Source organism: Ectothiorhodospira mobilis (assembly GCF_016584115.1).
GTDB lineage: Bacteria > Pseudomonadota > Gammaproteobacteria > Ectothiorhodospirales > Ectothiorhodospiraceae > Ectothiorhodospira > Ectothiorhodospira mobilis.
Genome location: NZ_NRSK01000019.1, coordinates 35,285 through 54,046, shown reverse-complemented (window position 1 = coordinate 54,046; position 18,762 = coordinate 35,285). Strand labels below are relative to the sequence as shown.

At 68.3% G+C, this 18,762-nt stretch carries 12 protein-coding genes; 2 read left to right on the top strand and 10 right to left on the bottom strand.

Annotated elements, in window-relative coordinates; translation table 11 throughout:
* Positions 1-327: sulfite exporter TauE/SafE family protein (locus tag CKO33_RS08920; protein ID WP_200181633.1), on the top strand; the 327-nt coding region annotated here is incomplete at its 5' end.
* 190 nt (positions 328-517) lie between these two features.
* Here the strand turns inward: CKO33_RS08920 and CKO33_RS08915 are convergent.
* The 7 genes from CKO33_RS08915 to CKO33_RS08885 all read right to left on the bottom strand — a co-directional run bounded on the left by CKO33_RS08915 (position 518) and on the right by CKO33_RS08885 (position 14,357).
* Positions 518-1,843 (bottom strand): TRAP transporter large permease, encoded by a 1,326-nt coding sequence (locus CKO33_RS08915; protein ID WP_200181631.1) that lies wholly within the window; start codon positions 1,841-1,843, stop codon positions 518-520.
* Positions 1,833-2,390, bottom strand: a complete 558-nt coding sequence (locus CKO33_RS08910) for a TRAP transporter small permease subunit (RefSeq protein WP_200181629.1) — start codon at positions 2,388-2,390, stop codon at positions 1,833-1,835. Before CKO33_RS08910 ends, CKO33_RS08915 begins: the two co-directional genes overlap by 11 nt.
* Positions 2,391-2,532: 142 nt before the next feature.
* The gene (locus CKO33_RS08905) at positions 2,533-3,642 is read right to left on the bottom strand and encodes a TRAP transporter substrate-binding protein (protein WP_200181627.1); all 1,110 of its coding nucleotides are present in this window, start codon (positions 3,640-3,642) and stop codon (positions 2,533-2,535) included.
* Between the two features lie 169 nt (positions 3,643-3,811).
* A complete protein-coding gene (locus tag CKO33_RS08900) occupies positions 3,812-4,318 on the bottom strand; it encodes a glutathione peroxidase (RefSeq protein WP_200181625.1) in 507 nt (168 codons plus the stop codon).
* Positions 4,319-4,482: 164 nt separating this feature from the next.
* Positions 4,483-5,949 carry a glutamate synthase subunit beta gene (locus CKO33_RS08895; protein WP_200181623.1) on the bottom strand — a complete coding sequence of 489 codons (1,467 nt, stop codon included), beginning with the start codon at positions 5,947-5,949 and terminating at the stop codon, positions 4,483-4,485.
* The gene (gene gltB, locus CKO33_RS08890; protein ID WP_200181621.1) at positions 5,942-10,612 is read right to left on the bottom strand and encodes a glutamate synthase large subunit; all 4,671 of its coding nucleotides are present in this window, start codon (positions 10,610-10,612) and stop codon (positions 5,942-5,944) included. Before gltB ends, CKO33_RS08895 begins: the two co-directional genes overlap by 8 nt.
* 367 nt (positions 10,613-10,979) lie before the next feature.
* The gene (locus CKO33_RS08885; RefSeq protein WP_200181619.1) at positions 10,980-14,357 is read right to left on the bottom strand and encodes a mechanosensitive ion channel domain-containing protein; all 3,378 of its coding nucleotides are present in this window, start codon (positions 14,355-14,357) and stop codon (positions 10,980-10,982) included.
* A 148-nt stretch (positions 14,358-14,505) separates the two neighbouring features.
* Between CKO33_RS08885 and CKO33_RS08880 the strand changes: the two genes are divergently transcribed.
* A complete protein-coding gene (locus tag CKO33_RS08880; protein ID WP_200181617.1) occupies positions 14,506-15,444 on the top strand; it encodes a patatin-like phospholipase family protein in 939 nt (312 codons plus the stop codon).
* 255 nt (positions 15,445-15,699) lie between these two features.
* Here the strand turns inward: CKO33_RS08880 and CKO33_RS08875 are convergent, their stop codons facing one another.
* From CKO33_RS08875 to CKO33_RS08865, 3 genes are read right to left on the bottom strand one after another with little or no spacing between them, the layout of a single operon-like run.
* On the bottom strand, positions 15,700-17,082 hold the full coding sequence (locus tag CKO33_RS08875) for an NAD(P)(+) transhydrogenase (Re/Si-specific) subunit beta (RefSeq protein ID WP_200181615.1): 1,383 nt from the start codon (positions 17,080-17,082) through the stop codon (positions 15,700-15,702).
* Positions 17,083-17,373, bottom strand: coding sequence for an NAD(P) transhydrogenase subunit alpha part 2 (locus tag CKO33_RS08870; RefSeq protein WP_090483375.1), 291 nt, complete (start codon positions 17,371-17,373; stop codon positions 17,083-17,085).
* Complete coding sequence (locus CKO33_RS08865; protein ID WP_200181614.1) at positions 17,370-18,503, bottom strand: Re/Si-specific NAD(P)(+) transhydrogenase subunit alpha; 1,134 nt, start codon at positions 18,501-18,503, stop codon at positions 17,370-17,372. The genes CKO33_RS08870 and CKO33_RS08865 overlap by 4 nt, the downstream gene beginning before the upstream one ends.
* Positions 18,504-18,762 lie beyond the last annotated feature (259 nt).

Here is an 18,762-nt window from a genome sequence, read left to right as displayed (position 1 = left end):
GTGCTGGGGGTGTGCGGCTATGGGGGGTATTTCAACGGCGGTATGGGCATCGTCATGCTGGCGGCCTTCCGCTTGCTGGGGGTGGAGGATCTGAATGCGGCCAACGGTCTGAAAAACCTGCTGTCGGCGGTGCTGACGGTGATCGCCGTCGTGATCTACGCCGTGGGTGGGGCGGTGTCCTGGGCGCAGTTCCCGCCCATGGCGCTGGCGGCCATCCTGGGGGGCGTGGCGGGGGCGCGTCTGGGGCGATGGCTGCCGCCGAGGGTCCTGCACCATGGCATCGTCCTGGTGGGGGCGGTGACCACGGTGATCTTCTTTTTCAAGTGATGGGTTGCGGGCGATCGGTGCCGCTGATGGCCTGCCGCTGGGTGCCCCTTCCTGCGCCGGGACGCCGTATATCCTTCCCTGGAGGCTTGACGACCGCATCCCTGCGGTCGACACCCGGCGCAGGAAGGGCCACCCAGCGGCCTGTCCCCATATCCCCCCACACCGGGACGCCGTATCCCCGCATCCTTCCTTACCAGCCGATGGCCTCCGGGAGCCAGAGGGCGATGCCCGGGAAGGTGATGATCAGCCCCAGGGCCAGCAACTGGATGAGCACGAAGGGGATCGCCCCCTTGTAGATCTCCACGGTGCGGATCCCCGGTGGGGCCACGCCCTTCATGAAGATCAGGGACCAGCCGAAGGGGGGCGTCAGGAAGGAGGTCTGCAGGTTCATGGCCACGAGGATGGCCAGCCACACCGGGGAGAATTCCGGGTTTGCGGCGAAGAAGGGCATGAACAGGGGCACCACGATGTAGGTGATCTGAATCCATTCCAGAAAGAAGCCCAGCAGGAAGATCAGCAGCATCATGAACAGCAGGGTCCCGTAGACCCCGCCCGGGATCCAGTCCACCACCGCTTCCACCAGGAATTCCCCGTCCAGGCCGCGGAAGGCCAGGGCGAACACCTGACTGGCGATGAGGACGAAGAAGACCATGGCGTTGATGCGCACGGAGGTGGTCAGGGCGTCCACCAGCACCGGGCGGGAGAGGCGACCCATGAGGGCCGCCAGGGCCACGGCGCCCACGGCCCCCACGGAGGCGGCCTCCGTGGGGGCGGCGATGCCACCGATGATGGCCCCCAGCACCGCCAGCACCAGTCCCAGTGGGGGCAGCACGGAGGTGAACAGGTCGCGGATCAGCTGCCCGGTGCCCATGGCCGCCCGTTCCCTGGCGTCCAGGGCGGGGACATCGGCGGAATTGAACCAGGCCAGGATCAGCAGGTAGACCACGTACATCCCCGCCAGCAGCAGGCCGGGGATCAGGGCGGCGGCGAAAAGGCTGCCCACGGACAGGTTCATGGTGTCCGCCAGCACCAGCAGCACCAGGCTGGGGGGGATGATCTGTCCCAGGGTGCCCGAGGCGCAGATGGTGCCGCAGGCCACCGTGGGCTTGTAGCCCCGCCGCAGCAGGGTGGGCAGGGCCATGAGGGTGAGGGTGACGATGGCGGCGCCCACGATCCCCGTGGCCGCCCCCATGAGCACCCCCACCAGGATCACGGCCAGGGCCATGCCCCCGGGCAGGGCCCCGCTGGCGTGGCCGATGACCTCCAGCATGCGGTGGGCCACCCGGGTCTTGTCCAGCATCACCCCCATGAACACGAACAGGGGGATGGCCAGCAGGGTGTAGTTGGTGATGGAGCCGAAGATACGTGACGGCAAGAGTTCAAACAGCCAGCCGTCGAAGCCGATGAAGCCGAAGACAAAGCCCACGGCGGCGATGGCGAAGGCCACCGGCATCCCGGTGAGCACCAGGACGAAGAAGGCGACCACCATCATCAGGGCGATGGACTCAAGCGGCATGGCGCGGGCCTCCCTCGGCATGGCCGCTACGGCGGCGGTGGTGGAACACCAGGCGGCGGCCCTTGCTCAGGATCTGGCGCAGGGCCTCGAGGACGATGCAGCCGAATCCCACAAGGATCATGGCCTTGGGCAGGAACAGCCAGGGCATGCCGTTGGCGTTGGGGGTGGTCTCCCCCAGTTGGTAGGAGGTGGCCACGAAGGGCCAGGTGTAGTAGAGGATCAGCCCCGAAACCGGCAGGGCCACCGCCACCATGGTGAAAAAATCCAGCCAGAGCCGTCCGATGCGGTTCAGGCGATGGGAGAAGACATCCACGCGCACATGCTCGTCGCTGCGCATGGCATAGCTGATCCCGGTCATGGCGGTGAGGGCGAGCAGGTACCACTCCAGTTCCTGCAGCCATACCGCGCCGGTGCCGAAGAGGTAGCGCGCCACCATGTTGCCAAAGACCAGCAGGATCATGGCCGCCATGGCGGTGGCCGAGAGGCCACCGGCGAGACGGGTGATCCGGTCCAGGGCACGTTCGATACGGAGCAGGGGTCTGGGCATGGGAGACTCGGGTATCGGCGATCAGGATGGGGTTCCCCGGCCCCGGTGTTCCCCTCGCCCATGGGGCGCTTCCGGTGCGGCAGCGGGGGAGGGGGCCGCCCCGGTCTGCCGGGGCGGGTTGATGGGGCCGGATGGGGTGGGGTCAGGTACGGATCTTCTGCCCCAGGTCGCGGATCTGGGTCTGGAACATGGTCTCCGAGTTGGCCTGCCAGCGGTCATGGCGCGCCTTGAAGCGGAAGTAGCTCTCGTGGACCCGGCGCACCAGAGGATCCTCCGCCGCCTTGTCGCTGAGGATGTCGTTGGTGGCCTCCAGCAGGGCCTGGATGACGTCGTCGGGCACGGGGCCGAACTGCACCCCGTGATTGTTCACCAGGTCGTCCAGGGCGTCGGCGTTGTGCGCCTCCAGCCACATGTGGGAGGTGATGTTGCAGGCCGCGGCGGCGTTGCGCACGATGGCCTGCAGATCCTTGGGCAGGGATTCCCAGGCGCGGCGGTTAATCACCACCTCGGTGCTGGTGGCCGCCTCGTGCCAGCCGGAGGAGTAGTAGTACTTGGCGGCCCGGTGCAGGCCCAGCTCCCGGTCGGAATAGGGGCCCACCCATTCCGCCGCGTCGATGGCCCCGCGCTCCAGGGCGGCGAAGAGTTCCCCGCCGGGCAGCAGGCGGGCGTTGGCGCCGATGGCGTTGTAGATCTCCCCGGCCAGACCGGGCATGCGGATGTTCAGGCCCTGGAAGTCCTTGAGGCTCTCCACCGGCTCGCGGAACCAGCCCATGGGCTGCACCCCGGTGCAGCCCACCACCAGGGGCACCAGATCGAAGGGCTCGTAGACCTCCTGATAGAGTTCGTAGCCGCCCCCCTCGTTGAGCCAGGCGTTGTGGCCCTGGAAGGTCATGCCGAAGGGTACGGAGGTGAAGTACTGGGCGGCGAAGGATTTGCCGGCCCAGTAGTAGGCGCAGCCGTGGTGCAACTGTACCTGACGACCGGAGGAGGCGGCGTCGAAGCCCTCGAAGGGGGGCACCAGTTCGCCGCCGGAATAGACGCGGATGCGGATGCGCCCGTCGGACATCTCCTCCACGCGCCGGGCGAAGTCCGTGGCGCTGCCGGGGCCGGTCTGGAAGAAGGGCAGGCCGGCGGGCCAGGTGGTGGTCATGCGCCAGTTGAAGCGCTCCTGCGCCTTGACGATGGCCGGGGCACCGAGAATGGCCCCGCCGGCCAGGCCGGTCTTGAGGAAATCACGGCGTTGCATGGACATGGCTGGAACTCCCCTTGGGTGGTGGTCTGCCGCATGGGGTCCCCCCGCCCGGGGCGGGGCCGACCGCCGGTTCGTTATGAGGTCATGCCGGACTTCGGCGCTCACTATGACCCATCGGCGCGCCGGATGCCAAGTCCGGCCCGCGGGGCCTTTGGGGCGCGGGAAGGTCTCAGCCGGACGGGGTCTGCAGCAGCCGTTCGATGTCCCCGGCCAGGTGCTCGGGCGGGGTGTTGGGGGCATAGCGCCGGATGACCCGGCCATCCCGGTCCACCAGGAACTTGGTGAAGTTCCATTTGATGGCCCTGAGACCCAGAAGGCCCGGGGCCGCCGCCTTCAGGTGCCGGAACAGGGGGTGGGCCCCGTCGCCGTTGACGTCGATCTTGGCGAACAGGGGGAAGTTGACGCCAAAGCGGGTGCTGCAGAACTCGCCGATCTGGGCCGCGTCCCCCGGTTCCTGGTTGCCGAACTGGTTGCAGGGAAAGGCCAGGATCTCGAAGCCCCGGTCGTGAAAGCGGCGGTACAGGTCCTGCAGGCCGGCGTACTGGCGGGTGAAGCCGCATTGGCTGGCCACGTTGACGATGAGCAGGACCTGGCCGGCGAACTCCGAGAGGGGGCGCTGGCGGCCCTGGATGTCCACGGCCTCGAAGTCGTGGACGCTGCCTTGCGTGCGGGGCATGACGGGTACCTCCGGGATGGGGATGGACAGGGCCCATTCTCCCCCGCCTGTGGCCGACCCTCCAAACGAAAAGGCCCCCAGCCGCCGGTGCGGCTGGGGGCCTCTCGTTGGTTTCCGGGTGGCCCGGTATCCCCGTTAGGGACCGGGGCCGGGCCGCCGGATCCTCAGCGGGGCAGATCCGTATGCCCCATGAGCCACTGGTCCACGGCGTGGGCGCACTGGCGCCCCTCGCGGATGGCCCACACCACCAGGGACTGGCCGCGGCGCATGTCGCCGGCGGCGAAGACCCCGTCCACACTGGTGTGGTAGGCCTTCTCCCCCTCGGTGCTGCCCTGGACGTTGCCCCGGGGGTCCAGTTCCAGGCCGGAGCCTTCCTGCAGCTGGGCCAGCATGCCCTCGTGCACCGGGTGCACGAAGCCCATGGCCAGGAGCACCAGGTCGCAGCGGATCTCCCGCTCCGTCCCCGGCACCTCCTGCATCTGCATGCGGCCGTCGGCCCCCTTCTCCCACTGCACGGTGACCACCCGGGCGGCCTTCACCCGGCCGTTGCCGTCGTCGATGAAGGCCTTGGTGGCGATGTTCCACATGCGCTCGCAGCCCTCTTCATGGGAGCTGGAGGTGCGCATGCGCTGGGGCCATTCGGGCCAGGTGAGGCCCTTGTTGGGCTTTTCCGGCGGCCGGTCCATGATCTCCACCTGGGTGACGCTGCGGGCGCCATGGCGGATGGAGGTGCCGATGCAGTCGGAGCCGGTGTCGCCGCCACCGATCACCAGCACATGCTTGTCCTGGGCGCTGATGAAGTCCTCGTCGGGGACATGCACCCCCTGCACCCGCTTGCTGTTGCGCACCAGGAAGTCCATGGCGAAGTGCACGCCGTCCAGTTCGCGTCCGGGCACGGGCAGGTCCCGGGGGTGTTCCGAGCCGCCGGCCAGCACCAGGGCGTCGTAGTCCGACTGCAGCCGGGAGACGGGCACGTCCACCCCCACATGGGTCAGGGTATGGAACTGCACCCCCTCGGTGCGCATCTGCGCGATGCGCCGGTCGATGTGCTGCTTCTCCATCTTGAAGTCGGGGATGCCGTAGCGCAGCAGGCCGCCGATGCGGTCGGCCTTCTCGTAGACATCCACGTTGTGGCCGGCCCGGGCCAGCTGCTGGGCGCAGGCCAGCCCGGCGGGGCCGGAGCCCACCACGGCCACCTGCTTGCCGGTGCGGCGCTGGGCCACCTGGGGCCGGATCCAGCCCTCCTCCCAGGCCCGGTCCACGATGGCGCACTCGATGGTCTTGATGGTCACCGGGGTGTCATCCAGGTTCAGGGTGCAGGCCTCCTCGCACGGGGCGGGGCAGATGCGCCCGGTGAACTCCGGGAAGTTGTTGGTGGAATGCAGCACCTCGATGGCGCGTTTCCAGTCGTCCCGGTAGACCAGGTCGTTCCATTCGGGGATGAGGTTGTTCACCGGGCATCCCTGGTGGCAGAAGGGGATGCCGCAGTCCATGCAGCGGGCCCCCTGTTCGCGCACCTGTTCCGCCGACAGCGGGATGACGAACTCCCGGTAGTGCACCACGCGGTCGGCCACCGGCTGGTAGCGCCGGTCGCGACGGTCGTATTCCAAGAATCCGGTTGGCTTACCCATGGATGGTGTTCCCCTTGGTCAGGTGGGCCTTGGGCGGCTTGTTGGGCTGTGGCGGACGGCACTGCTTGCCCTGCAGTTCGGTCAGGGCGCGGCGGTAATCCACCGGCATCACCTTCACGAAACGCGGCAGCCAGGTCTCCCAGTCGTCCAGGATCTCCCGGGCGCGGGTGGATCCGGTGTAGTCCAGGTGGCGCTGGATCAGACCCTTGAGGCGCTGGGCGTCGAAACGGGTCATGTCCCGGCTCAGGTCCACCTGGCCGTGGGTCTCCAGATCCCCGCCCTGGTGGTCCCAGGACTCCAGGGCCGCGTCCTCGGCGGCGATGGGCTCCAGCTCCACCATGGCCTGGTTGCAGCGGTCGGCGAAGCGGCCGTCCTCATCCAGCACGTAGGCGATGCCACCGGACATGCCGGCCGCGAAATTGCGGCCCGTGGGGCCGAGGCAGACCATGATGCCGCCGGTCATGTATTCACAGCCGTGGTCGCCCACGCCCTCCACCACCGCGGTGGCGCCGGAGTTGCGCACGCAGAAGCGCTCCCCCGCCACGCCGCGGAAGAAGACCTCACCGGTGATGGCCCCGTAGAGCACGGTGTTGCCGACGATGATGTTCTCCTCCGCCTTGTCGATGGCCGAGCGGGCCGGCGGATAGATGATGATGCGTCCGCCGGAGAGGCCCTTGCCCACGTAGTCGTTGGCCTCGCCCTCCATCTCGATGGTGATGCCCTTGGCCAGCCAGGCGCCGAAGGACTGGCCGCCGGTGCCGGTGGCCCGGATGTAGATGGTGTCGTCCGGCAGGCCCGCGTGGCCGTAGCGCTCGGCCACCCGGCCCGAGAGCATGGTGCCCACGGTGCGGTGGTAGTTGCGGATCTGGGTCTCGATGTGCACCGGCTTGCCTTCCTCCAGGGCCGGCCCGGCCTGCTGGATCAGCTGGTGATCCAGGGCCTTGTCCAGGCCGTGGTCCTGCAGTTCGCAGTTGTGGATGGCCACGTCCTCTCCCACCTCGGGCCGGGCCAGGATGCGGGAGAAGTCCAGCCCCTTGGCCTTCCAGTGGTCGATGGCGCGGCGCATCTCCAGGCGGTCCGAACGGCCGATCATCTCGTCCATGGTGCGGAAGCCCAGCTTGGCCATGAGGCGGCGCACCTCCTCGGCCACGAAGAAGAAGTAGTTGATGACGTATTCGGGCTTGCCGGTGAAGCGCCGGCGCAGTTCCGGATCCTGGGTGGCCACCCCCACCGGGCAGGTGTTCAGGTGGCACTTGCGCATCATGATGCAGCCCTCGACGATCAGCGGCGCCGTGGCGAAACCGAACTCGTCGGCCCCCAGCAGGGCGCCGATGACCACATCCCGGCCCGTGCGCAGACCGCCGTCCACCTGCAGCGAGACACGGCCCCGCAGGCGGTTGAGCACCAGGGTCTGCTGGGTCTCGGCCAGGCCGATCTCCCAGGGGCTGCCGGCGTGCTTGATGGAGGTCAGCGGGCTGGCCCCGGTGCCGCCATCGTAGCCGGAGATGGTGATGTGGTCCGCATGGGCCTTGGAGACCCCGGCGGCCACCGTGCCCACCCCCACCTCGGACACCAGCTTGACCGAGACCCGCGCCTGGGGATTGGCGTTTTTCAGGTCGTGGATCAGCTGCGCCAGGTCCTCGATGGAGTAGATATCGTGGTGCGGCGGCGGCGAGATCAGGCCCACCCCGGGGGTGGAATGGCGCACCCGGGCGATCTGGGCGTTCACCTTGTGCCCGGGCAGCTGGCCACCCTCGCCGGGCTTGGCCCCCTGGGCGATCTTGATCTGGATCTCGTCGCTGTTCACCAGGTATTCGGTGGTGACCCCGAAGCGGCCGGAGGCCACCTGCTTGATGGCGGAGCGCTGCGGATTGGTGCGCCCGTCCTCCAGGGGCAGGAAGCGTTCCGGTTCCTCGCCGCCCTCACCGGTGTTGGACTTGCCGCCGATGGCGTTCATGGCCTCGGCCAGGGTGGCGTGGGCCTCCTGGGAGATGGCGCCGAAGGACATGGCCCCGGTGGCGAAGCGCTTGACGATCTCCTTGGCCGGTTCCACCTCCTCCAGGGGGATCTCCCGGTCGGCGAAGTGGAAGTCCATGAGGCCGCGGAAGGTGAGCAGGCGCTGGGTCTGCTCGTTCACCAGGCGCGAGAACTCCTCGAAGGTGCCGGCGTCATTGGCCTTGGTGGCATGCTGCAGCTTGGCGATGGTGTCCGGGGTCCAGACATGGTCCTCGCCCCGCAGGCGGAAGGCATAGTCCCCGCCCACGTCCAGCTGGTCGCGGTAGATCTCGGCGTTGCCGAAGGCCTGGTGGTGCCAGCGCACGGTCTCCTCGGCCACCTCGTCCAGGCCGATGCCCTCGACGCGGCTCACGGTGCCGGTGAAGTAGCGGTCCACGAAGCCGGAGTTCAGACCCACGGCATCGAAGATCTGGGCGCCGCAGTAGGAGGCCAGGGTGGAGATGCCCATCTTAGACATGACCTTGAGCAGCCCCTTGCCCACGGCCTTGATGTAGCGCCGCTGCGCCTCCTCGAAGGTGAGCTTCTCCGGCAGGCGGTGCAGCACCGACTGGATGGTGTCGAAGGCCAGGTAGGGGTTGATGGCCTCGGCACCGTAGCCCTGCAGGGTGGCGAAGTGGTGCACCTCCAGGGCGGCGCCCGTCTCCACCACCAGGCCGGAGCTGGTGCGCAGGCCCTTGTCGATGAGGTGATGGTGCACCGCCGAGGTGGCCAGCAGCATGGGGATGGCCACCCGGTCGCAGTTGGTGTCCCGGTCGGAGAGGATGAGGATGTTGTAGCCGTCCAGCACCGCCTGCTCGGCCTTGGCGCACAGCCGCTCCAGGGCCGGGGCCATGCCCTTGGCCCCTTCCGCGGCCGGGTAGCACACATCCAGGGTGTGGGTGCGGAAGGCCCCGCCGGAGTTGTATTCGATGTGGCGGATGCGCTCCAGGTCCTGGTTGGTGAGCACCGGCTGGGGCGTCTCCAGGCGCCAGTGCTGGCCGGTCTCGTCCCCCCCCAGCAGGTTCGGCCGCGGGCCGATCATGCACACCAGCGACATCACCAGTTCCTCACGGATGGGGTCGATGGGGGGGTTGGTCACCTGGGCGAAGTTCTGCTTGAAGTAGGTGGACAGGTGCCGGGGCCGGTTGGACAGCACCGAGGGCGGGTTGTCCGCGCCCATGGAGCCCACCGCCTCCTGGCCGGAGAGGACCATGGGGGTGAGCAGGAACTTCAGGTCCTCCTGGGTGTAGCCGAAGGCCTGCTGGTGGTCCAGCAGGGTGGCATCGTCCGGGGCCATGGGGCCCACGCCGCTGGGCAGGTCCTCCAGGCGGATCTGGGTCTGCTTCAGCCATTCGCCGTAGGGGCGGGCCTCGGCCAGCTGGGTCTTGACCTCGTCATCGCTGATGATGCGGCCCTGTTCCAGGTCGATGAGCAGCATGCGCCCCGGCTGCAGGCGCCACTTCTTGACGATGCGCTCCTCGGGGATGTCCAGCACGCCCATCTCCGAGCCCATGATCACCAGATCGTCGTCGGTGACCAGGTAGCGGGCCGGACGCAGGCCGTTGCGGTCCAGGGTGGCGCCGATCTGGCGGCCATCGGTGAAGGCCATGGCAGCGGGGCCGTCCCAGGGCTCCATGAGGGCGGCATGGTATTCATAGAAGGTGCGCCGCTTCTCGTCCATGAGATGGTTGCCGGACCAGGCCTCGGGGATGAGCACCATCATGGCGTGGGCCAGGGAATAGCCGCCCATCACCAGCAGCTCCAGGGCGTTGTCGAAGCAGGCGGAGTCGGACTGGCCCTCGGGGATCAGGGGCCAGATGGTGTCCAGGTCGTCCCCCAGGATCTGGGAGCGCATGGTGTGGCGGCGGGCCGCCATCCAGTTCACGTTGCCGCGCAGGGTGTTGATCTCGCCGTTGTGGCAGATCATGCGAAACGGCTGCGCCAGGTCCCAGGTGGGGAAGGTGTTGGTGGAGAAGCGCTGGTGCACCAGGGCCAGGGCGGAGACGAAGGTCTCGTCCTGCAGGTCCCGGTAGTAGTGACCCACCTGTCCCGCCAGCAGCATGCCCTTGTAGGTGACGATGCGCGAGGACAGGGAGGCGATGTAACAGGCGCCAAAGTCATGGCCGGCGTCGCGCACGGCATTGTCGATGCGTTTGCGGATGACAAACAGCTTGCGCTCGAAGCTGTCCTGGTCCGGGCAGTTGTCCCCCCGGCCGATGAAGAGCTGGCGCACCACCGGTTCGGTGGGGATCACGCTCTCGCCCAGATCGCTGTTGTCCACGGGCACGTCGCGCCAGCCCAGCAACTGCTGGCCACCTTCGCGCACATGCCGCTCGATGATCTCCTCCATGTGCGCGCGCAGATCCGCCTCCTGGGAGAGGAAGATCATGGCCACGCCGTAGGCGCCCGCCTCGGGCAGCGGGAAGTCCACCTGCGCCCGGAAGAAGTCATCGGGGATCTGCACCAGGATGCCGGCGCCGTCCCCCGCCTTGGGGTCGGCACCCACGGCGCCCCGGTGGTTGATCCGCTCCAGGATCTGAAGGCCCTGCTCGACGATCCGGTGGCTCTTCTGATTCTTGATGTGGCACACGAAGCCGACACCGCAGGCGTCGCGTTCGTGAGCGGGATCGTATAGGCCCTGCTTGGGCGGTAAGGCATGAAAACTCATCGTTGACCTCGCTGATTACTGGTCGCTGGCCGGTGTCCGCGGCGTTCCGGCGTGGGGCGCCGGTGTTCTGCGGGCGGGCCGGGCGCGCCCACCCCGGGGCCGCGGCAGGGCGCCCCATTCCGGCGGGCTTGGGAGATTAATGCCAAAGTGCGTTCAGCGCCAGGGGTGAAGGACTGTTTTGGCGACAATCCGGCGCATGTGCACCCATGTGGTGCACGGCAGGTCCGTTGCGGGGGCCTTCCCGGCGGGGCCACGGGCCCGCGCCGGGGGCATCGACCGCCAGGATCGTGATTCCCTGGGCAGTCATCCATTGGACTTGCGGGGTGCCCGGGGGTTCGGCACGGGGCCCGTCCGGGCCCAGCGCGGATCATCCCCCGTCCGGGGTGCCCGGTGTCCCGGGGAGTTCCCCGGGGGCCGTGTGCGTGCCGGGGCCCGGGGCCAGGTCGCGCACGTGCAGGTCCATCTGCGGGAAGGCGATCTCGATCCCCTCCCGGCGGAAGCATTTGATGATGGCCGTGTGGAGATCGCTGATGGTGTCCAGCCGGTCCCTGAGCTGGTTCACATACACCCGCAACTCGAAGTCGAGGGTGCTGTTGCCAAACCGCAGGAAGTACACGGACGGGGCCGGATCATCCATGACATGGGGGTTCTGCGCGGCCACCTCCAGGAGCTTTTCCCGGACCTTATCCACATCCGAATCATAACTGACCCCGACGGGAATGACCACGCGCGTGGTGGTGTCCGAGAGGGTCCAGTTGATGAGGCGCTCGGTGATGAAATTCTTGTTGGGGACCACCACCTCCTTATTGTCCCAGTCGATGATGGTGGTGGCCCGGGTGCGGATGCGGGCCACGGTGCCGCTGTACTCGCCGATGGTGACCGTATCCCCCACGCGCACGGGCCGTTCCAGGAGAACGATAAGCCCGGAGACGAAGTTGGCCACCACCTCCTGCAGGCCAAAGCCCAGGCCCAGGGTGAGGGCGGCCACCATCCACTGCAGCTCGCTCCAGCGCAGCCCCAGCAGGGAGAATACGCTCACCACCGCGATCACCGCCATGAGATAGCGCAGCAGCATGGTGATGGTGTAGCGCCCGGCGGCGTCCATGCGGGTGCTGCGTGCCAGCAGGATCTCCACCAGGCCGGGCAGGTTGCGCGCCGCCAGGCTGAACAGGATGCCCAGGAAGGCCGCCAGCAGGAAGTCCTGCAGGCTCACGCGGCTGAGCACCTCCGTGCCATCCACCTGGATGCTGCGGGACCAGAGGGTGACCCCGTCCAGCCAGGTGAGGGCCGGGAGCATGTCCGACCAGACCCAGAACAGGGCGATGAACACACCGCCTCCGGTGATCACGTGCAGCAGGGTGCGGGTCTGCTGGTTCACGTCCTCCAGACTCAGATGGCGCTCCGGCAGGTCCAGGCCGCCCTCGGCCCCGCTGGAGCCTTCCCCCGCGGCCTTGGCCCGCTGTTCCCGCATGCGGCGGATGAGCAGACGGGTCTCGCTCAGGATCAGGGCGCGTACCGCCAGGCTGTGGGCCAGCCACACCGCACCCAGGACCACGCCGGTGTCGATGATCCGGTCCAGCAGTTCCCCCACGGTGAGCAGATACCCCCCCAGGCACAGCAGCACCAGGGCCAGGGTGGCGGCGACGATGAGCAGTCTCAGGAATCGGCGCTTGCGCTCCTCCAGCAGGGGCCGGGCCCCCTTGGGCGGCGGGGCCAGCAGCCGCCAGCCCAGGAGGCCCACCAGCACGGCGGCGGCCAGCAGCCACAGGCGGCCGAAGACATCGAACACCGCCTCTTCGGGATGGCCGAAGGCCAGGGCCAGGAAGAGGATGAGTACGAGTTGTGCCGGCAGGAACCAGGTCAGGTCGCGGCGCACCCGGCGTAACAGGAGTTCCGGCCAGCCGAAATGGCTCGTACCCACGCCGTCGCTGCGGGTGAACAGGAGCAGCAGGTGACCCGCCAGCCACCAGACGGCGGCGCTGAAGAGCATGGTGCCCAGGATCTCCACGCCGTAGCCCGCTTCCGGCAGGGCCTGCAGGCGCAGGGCAGTGGCCATGAGCAGGGCGGGAATGGGCAGGGCCCGGATCAGGCTCCAGCCCAGGGCCTGAAAGGTGAGCCGGATGTGGTCCGTGAAGCGGTGCTCGGTCTGGCGGGCCAGTTCCGCCAGGCGTGCTGGTGTGCCACGACCCCAGGCCAGCAGGGCGCCCACCCCCAGGAGGGTGAGCAGGGCCGGAACGGGGCTGCCCCAGGTGACGGCCGCCAGGGCCCGGCCGAGTTCCTGCCAGGAGTCGGGTTCGAACAGGGCCACCACGGCCACCGGTACGGCCAGGGCCCAGTCCTTGCCCACGGGGACATGGCTGGGCCACCACAACAGGGTCTCCCGCAGGATCTGCTGCACTTCGTCCAGGAGCTGCACGGCGGCGCGCAGATGCGCATCCGCCTGCTGCAGTTGGGCGGTTAGGGTCTGTTCCGCCTGCAACTGGCTCTCCTGGGCCTGCTGGCGCAGCGCCCTCAGCTGCGCCTGAACCGGTTCCAGTGCGGACGGCTGGGCAGCGGCCAGGGCCTCCCGCAGGGAGATGCTGCGCAGGCGGGATTCCGTGATCTCCTGTTCGATGGCCGTGACCGTGAAATGCAGGTCCTCAAGATCCCGCAGGCGCCGCTGCTCTTCCAGAAAGAGCCCCCCCAGGGCCTGGGTGAGGCCGCTCACCTCCAGGCGTTCGCGCACGTTGGCCAGGGTCTGGCGCAGGTCTTCCTCGATGCGGGCATAGCGGGCCCGCTCCTCCTGCAGCTGGCGGATGCGTGTCTGGGTGCGGGCGATGCGGTCGAAGCGCTCGCGCAGGGTGCGGATCTCCTCCGGGAAACGGGTGCCGGCATCCGGCTCCCGCTCCAGCAGCCAGGCCAGTTCCTCCCGCAGGGCGCGTAACTCCTCACTGGAGCGGTCATTGATCTCCCCTTCCACTTGGGCGATACGGGCATCGAGCCAGTTCTGCTCCAGGGCCAGGGCACGCACCAGGGCGTCCAGGGCCCGCACCCGGGGCGGGAGGCTTCGGGCATCCAGCTGCGCGGCGATGAGCCGGGCGGAGGCCTGGCGCTGCTGCACCGCCTCCAGGGCCGCCTGCGCCTCCTCCAGGGCAGGGGCATTCTCCGGGGTCGGCGGAGGGGGCTCCGACTGCCCTTGGGACGGCTCCAGGGGGGCGGGTTGGGCCTCGAGCTGCTCCCGGAGTCCCTCCAGCGTGGCCCGGCGCTGCTCCAGTTCCAGCGTGGCCTGCTCACGGCGGCGGGACAGCTGCGTCCAGGTCTCCTCCAGGGCGCTGATGGTCCGTTCCGGGGGCACCGGTTCCAGGAGGGGGGGGAGCTCCTGTACGAGCCGGTGTGAGGTCTCTTCCAGGGTGCGGGGCAATGCCCGGGCCGCCTCGGCCCGTTCCAGCGCACCCTGAATACGCTGGATCGATGCCCGTTCCACCTCCAGGGCCTGGGTCCAGAGGGGCTTTGCGGGTCCTTCCGCCGCCTCCGCCCGGGTGGCGAGCCGTTCCCCGGGGCTCTCTGTCAGCCAGCGTTCGGCGTCCTCGGTGTCGATGGCCCGCAGCATCGGGCCCAGGGCCTCGGTGGCGGCGGCCAGCTGTGTGCGCACCTGCGCCAATCGGGCCCGGTCGGGCGCCTTCCAGGGGTCCGCTTCCTGGGCCTCCAGCATCGGGCTCAAGGGCAGCAGCAGGGACAGAACAAGCAGGCGGACGGCGCGGTGCATGGAGAGGGGGTCCTCGGCTGGAGATGGGGCCCAGTGTAGGGGAGCGCACGGCACGGGCAAGTCCCGTGCGCTGACGGTCTTGCAGGTGCCGGGTTATGCTCTGGGCTTGTTCATACGGTGTCTCCTCCGGAGGCTACAGGTGTCCTTGATGAAAAAACGGAATAAGGCCCCCGTACGCGCCCAGGCGCGCACCGTGTCCCTGGTACTGGGTTCCGGGGGTGCCCGGGGGCTGGCCCACATTGGCGTGATCCGTGAACTGGAGGTCCGGGGCTACGAGGTGCGCGCCATCTCCGGGAGTTCCATGGGGGCGCTGGTGGGCGGGATCTATGCCCTTGGGGAGCTGGAGACCTATGCCGAATGGGTGCAGGGCCTGAGCCAGTCGGATGTGCTCGGTCTGCTGGATTGGAGCTTCGCCGGAGGCGGCCTGATCCGGGGCGACAAACTGATCCGCAAGCTTCGCGACTTGGTGGGGGAACGGGATATCGAGCAGCTGCCCATCCATTTCACCGCCGTGGCGGTGGATATCGAGCGGGGCCGGGAGGTGTGGATGAGTGAGGGCTCGCTGTTCGATGCCATCCGCGCCTCCATCGCCATCCCGGCGGTGTTCACACCCCACCGCTACCAGGGGCGCACCCTGGTGGACGGCGGGCTGCTCAACCCCGTGCCCGTGGCGCCGACGCTGCGCACCTTCACGGATCTCACCATCGTGGTGGATGTGAACGGTCCGGCGCCGGATACGGAGGACGGGGTGGAGGCCGACCCAGGGGAAGGGGAGGGGGATGAAGACCGTCTGGGTCTGCTGGAGCGGATGCGGGGGTATGTGGAGTCCCTGGGTGGGGAGAGCACCCCCCGGGCGGCGGAGGGCATGGCCCTGTCGGAGGTGCTCATGCGCTCCCTGGATACCATGCAGGCGGCCATCACCCGTCAGCACCTGGCGGTGTTCCGGCCCGATCTGGTGATCAGCGTGCCCAAGAATGTGTGCATGATCCACGAGTTCCACCGTGCGCGGCCGGTGATCGAGCTGGGGCAGCGCCTGGCGCGGGAGAACCTGGAGGGGATGACCCATCGGGCGCCCTCCCGGATCTAGTGCTGTCTTCGGGGGTGGGGGTTCCGTGTCGCCCGTGGCGGGACGCCGTGTATACCTCCCTGTAGGCTTGCGCGCCGCTTCCCTGCGGCGCACACCCGCCACGGGCGACACGGAACCCCGATCCAGTCGTGTGGCGGGATGCTTTGGCCGTGGCCCCCTTCCTGGGGTTCTGCACGCCAAGGGGGCCGCCCAACGCAAAGCGCCCGGGATGAACCCGGGCGCTGCGTCCTTCGGAATGGCAGGGGCAGGGTGGAGTCAGCCCAGTTCCTTGACCGCCGCCACCAGTTCCCCGGCCACCTTCTGGCCGTCGCCGTAGAGCATGCGCGTGTTGTCGGCGTAAAAGAGATGGTTCTCCACCCCGGAGAAGCCGGCCCCCTTGCCCCGTTTGATGACGATGACGTTCTTCGCCTCGTCCACGTTGAGGATGGGCATACCGTAGATGGGGCTTTCCGGGTTGCTGCGGGCCACGGGGTTGACCACGTCGTTGGCCCCGATGACTACGGCCACGTCCGCCGTCTTGAACTCGGTGTTGATCTCGTCCAGGTCGTAGATGAGATCGTAGGGCACACCGGCCTCGGCCAGGAGCACGTTCATGTGCCCGGGCATGCGCCCCGCCACCGGGTGGATGGCGAACTTCACGTCCACGCCCCGTTCCTGCAGGCGCTGGGTGAGCTCCCAGATTTTGTGCTGCGCCTGGGCCACCGCCATGCCGTAGCCGGGGACGATGATCACCTTGTTGGCGTAAGCCATCATGATGCCGGCGTCGGAGGACTCGATGGGCTTGAGGGTGCCGGTGACCTCACCCTGTTCCTCGGTGGCGGTCTCGCCGAACTGGGAGAACAGCACGTTGGACAGGGGCCGGTTCATGGCCTTGGCCATGAGCTGGGTGAGCAGGGTGCCGGCGGAGCCCACCACCACCCCGGCGATCATCAGCGCGGCGTTGTCCAGTACCAGCCCCTTGAAGCCCACGGCCAGGCCGGTGAGGGCGTTGTACAGGGAGATGATCACCGGCATGTCGGCGCCGCCGATGGGGATGGTCATGAGCACGCCGAAGGCCAGGGCCAGGAGCACGAACAGCAGGAGCAGGGTGCCGTTCACCTGGCTGCCGCTGAAGGCGATGATCAGGCCCAGCAGCAGCGTGCCCCCCAGGACCCCCAGGTTGATCTTCTGCTGGCGGTCAAAGCGGATGGATTTCTTCAGCAGGCCCTGGAGCTTGGCGAAGGCCACCAGCGATCCGGAGAAGGCCACCGAGCCGATGATGATCCCCAGCACGGCGATGAACTGCGTGGTCCAGGCCAGGGTGTCGGCCTGCATCAGGGCCACGATGCCGATGCCGGCGGCGGCGCCGCCCCCCATGCCGTTGTACAGGGCGATCATCTGCGGCATGTCGGTCATGGCCACCCGCTTGCCCGTGTACCAGGCCACGCCGCCGCCGATGCCGATCCCCAGGAGGATGAGCAGGTAATTGACAAAGCCCACCACCTCGGGGTGCAGGAAGGTGACCACGGTGGCCAGCACCATGCCCCAGCCGGCCCAGACGATGCCGCGCCGGGCGGTGACCGGGGAGGCCATCTGCTTGAGGCCGACGATGAACAGCACCGCCGCCGCGAAGTAGGCGAGATTGATGATGAAGCTCATTTACTGATTCCCCTTGCTGCTCTTGAACATCTCGAGCATGCGTTCGGTCACCACATACCCGCCCACGGCGTTGCCCGCCGCCAGGATCACGGCGACGAAGCCCACCAGCTGCTGCATCCCGGTCTCGGCATGGCCCAGGGCCACCATGGTGCCCACCAGGACGATGCCGTGGACGAAGTTGGAGCCGGACATGAGCGGCGTGTGCAGGATCACCGGCACCTTGGAGATCACCTCGTAGCCGGTGAAGGCCGCGAGCATGAAGATGTAGAGTGCGACAAAACCCTCGATCATGACTTGGCTCCTTCGATCAGGCTGCGGGTCGCCTCGTGCCGGATGGCCCCTTCGTGGGTGAGGCAGCTCTGGGCGATGACCTCATCGTCCCAGTTCAGCTCCAGCCGGCCCTCGGGCAGCATGGGGGTGAGGAAATTGAACAGATTCTTGGCGTACATCTCGCTGGCGTGCAGGGCCACCTGGCTGGCCACGTTCTCGGGGCCGTGGATGGTCACGCCGCCGCGGGTGACCGTCTTGCCCGGCTTGGTGAGCTCGCAGTTGCCGCCGCTCTCCGCCGCCAGGTCGATGATCACCGCCCCGGGCTTCATGCCCGAGACCATCTTCTGGGGGATGAGCACCGGCGCCTGGCGTCCGGGCACGGCGGCGGTGGTGATGAGCACGTCCGCCTGGGCTACATGCCGGGCCAGGGCCTCCTGCTGCTGTGCCTTCTCCTCGTCGGTGAGCTCGCGGGCATAGCCCCCCTCGCCCTCGGCCTGCACGCCCAGGTCGATGAAGCGGGCCCCCAGGGATTCCACCTGTTCCCGGGTGGCGGAGCGCACGTCATAGGCCTCCACCAGGGCCCCCAGGCGGCGGGCGGTGGCGATGGCCTGCAGCCCCGCCACGCCGGCGCCGATGACCATCACCTTGGCGGGGCGGATGGTGCCGGCGGCGGTGGTGAGCATGGGGAAGAAGCGGCAGGACAGGTCGGCCCCCATGAGCGCGGCCTTGTAGCCGCCCACCGCCGCCTGGGAGGAGAGGGCATCCATGCTCTGGGCGCGGGAGATGCGCGGGATCAGTTCCATGGCGAAGGCGGTGATCTTCTTCTTCTGCAGGGCCTGGACCACATCGGGATGCTTGTGGGCGTGGAAGAACCCCGCCATCAGGGCCCCGTCCTTCATCTGGTTGATCTCTTCCACCGTGGGGGGGGCCACCTTCACCACGATGTCCGCCTCGCCGAAGGCCGTCTTGGCGTCGTCCACCACGCGGGCCTCGGTGTAGGCCTCGTCCGGGAAGTGGGCCTCGCTGCCCGCTCCCTTCTGGAGAAGTACCTCGATGCCCGTCTGGGCGAACCGGGCCGCCACCGAGGGATCCAGGGCGACCCTCCGCTCGCCGCGGGCGGTCTCTTTCGGTATGGCAAGTTTGATCGGCATGGCTGTACTCCGTCTGCCCGTGCAGGGGTGGTGGCCGTGTAAAGCTGGGCATGGTAGCGGAAATTCCAAAGGCTTTGAACATGGACGGGAAATCCCCCCGTGGTGGGGGGATGCAGAGCCACGGGGAGGCCACGGCGAGGGCGGCTCGCGGCTTGATAATTGCTTTCTTGCCGGGATTGGGGCAGAGTCAAGAGGTGTCGGTATCACCTTCGGGGGAACGAGGGGTGTACGAGCTCACACAGCAGGTGCTGCGCACCGA

Bases quoted from the DNA above. Each gene is read 5' to 3' on its own strand.
- CKO33_RS08915 (WP_200181631.1), bottom strand. From the start codon at position 1,843: ATGCCGCTTGAGTCCATCGCCCTGATGATGGTGGTCGCCTTCTTCGTC.
- CKO33_RS08910 (WP_200181629.1), bottom strand. From the start codon at position 2,390: ATGCCCAGACCCCTGCTCCGTATCGAACGTGCCCTGGACCGGATCACC.
- CKO33_RS08905 (WP_200181627.1), bottom strand. From the start codon at position 3,642: ATGTCCATGCAACGCCGTGATTTCCTCAAGACCGGCCTGGCCGGCGGG.
- CKO33_RS08900 (WP_200181625.1), bottom strand. From the start codon at position 4,318: ATGCCCCGCACGCAAGGCAGCGTCCACGACTTCGAGGCCGTGGACATC.
- CKO33_RS08895 (WP_200181623.1), bottom strand. From the start codon at position 5,949: ATGGGTAAGCCAACCGGATTCTTGGAATACGACCGTCGCGACCGGCGC.
- gltB (WP_200181621.1), bottom strand. From the start codon at position 10,612: ATGAGTTTTCATGCCTTACCGCCCAAGCAGGGCCTATACGATCCCGCT.
- CKO33_RS08885 (WP_200181619.1), bottom strand. From the start codon at position 14,357: ATGCACCGCGCCGTCCGCCTGCTTGTTCTGTCCCTGCTGCTGCCCTTG.
- CKO33_RS08880 (WP_200181617.1), top strand. From the start codon at position 14,506: ATGAAAAAACGGAATAAGGCCCCCGTACGCGCCCAGGCGCGCACCGTG.
- CKO33_RS08875 (WP_200181615.1), bottom strand. From the start codon at position 17,082: ATGAGCTTCATCATCAATCTCGCCTACTTCGCGGCGGCGGTGCTGTTC.
- CKO33_RS08870 (WP_090483375.1), bottom strand. From the start codon at position 17,373: ATGATCGAGGGTTTTGTCGCACTCTACATCTTCATGCTCGCGGCCTTC.
- CKO33_RS08865 (WP_200181614.1), bottom strand. From the start codon at position 18,503: ATGCCGATCAAACTTGCCATACCGAAAGAGACCGCCCGCGGCGAGCGG.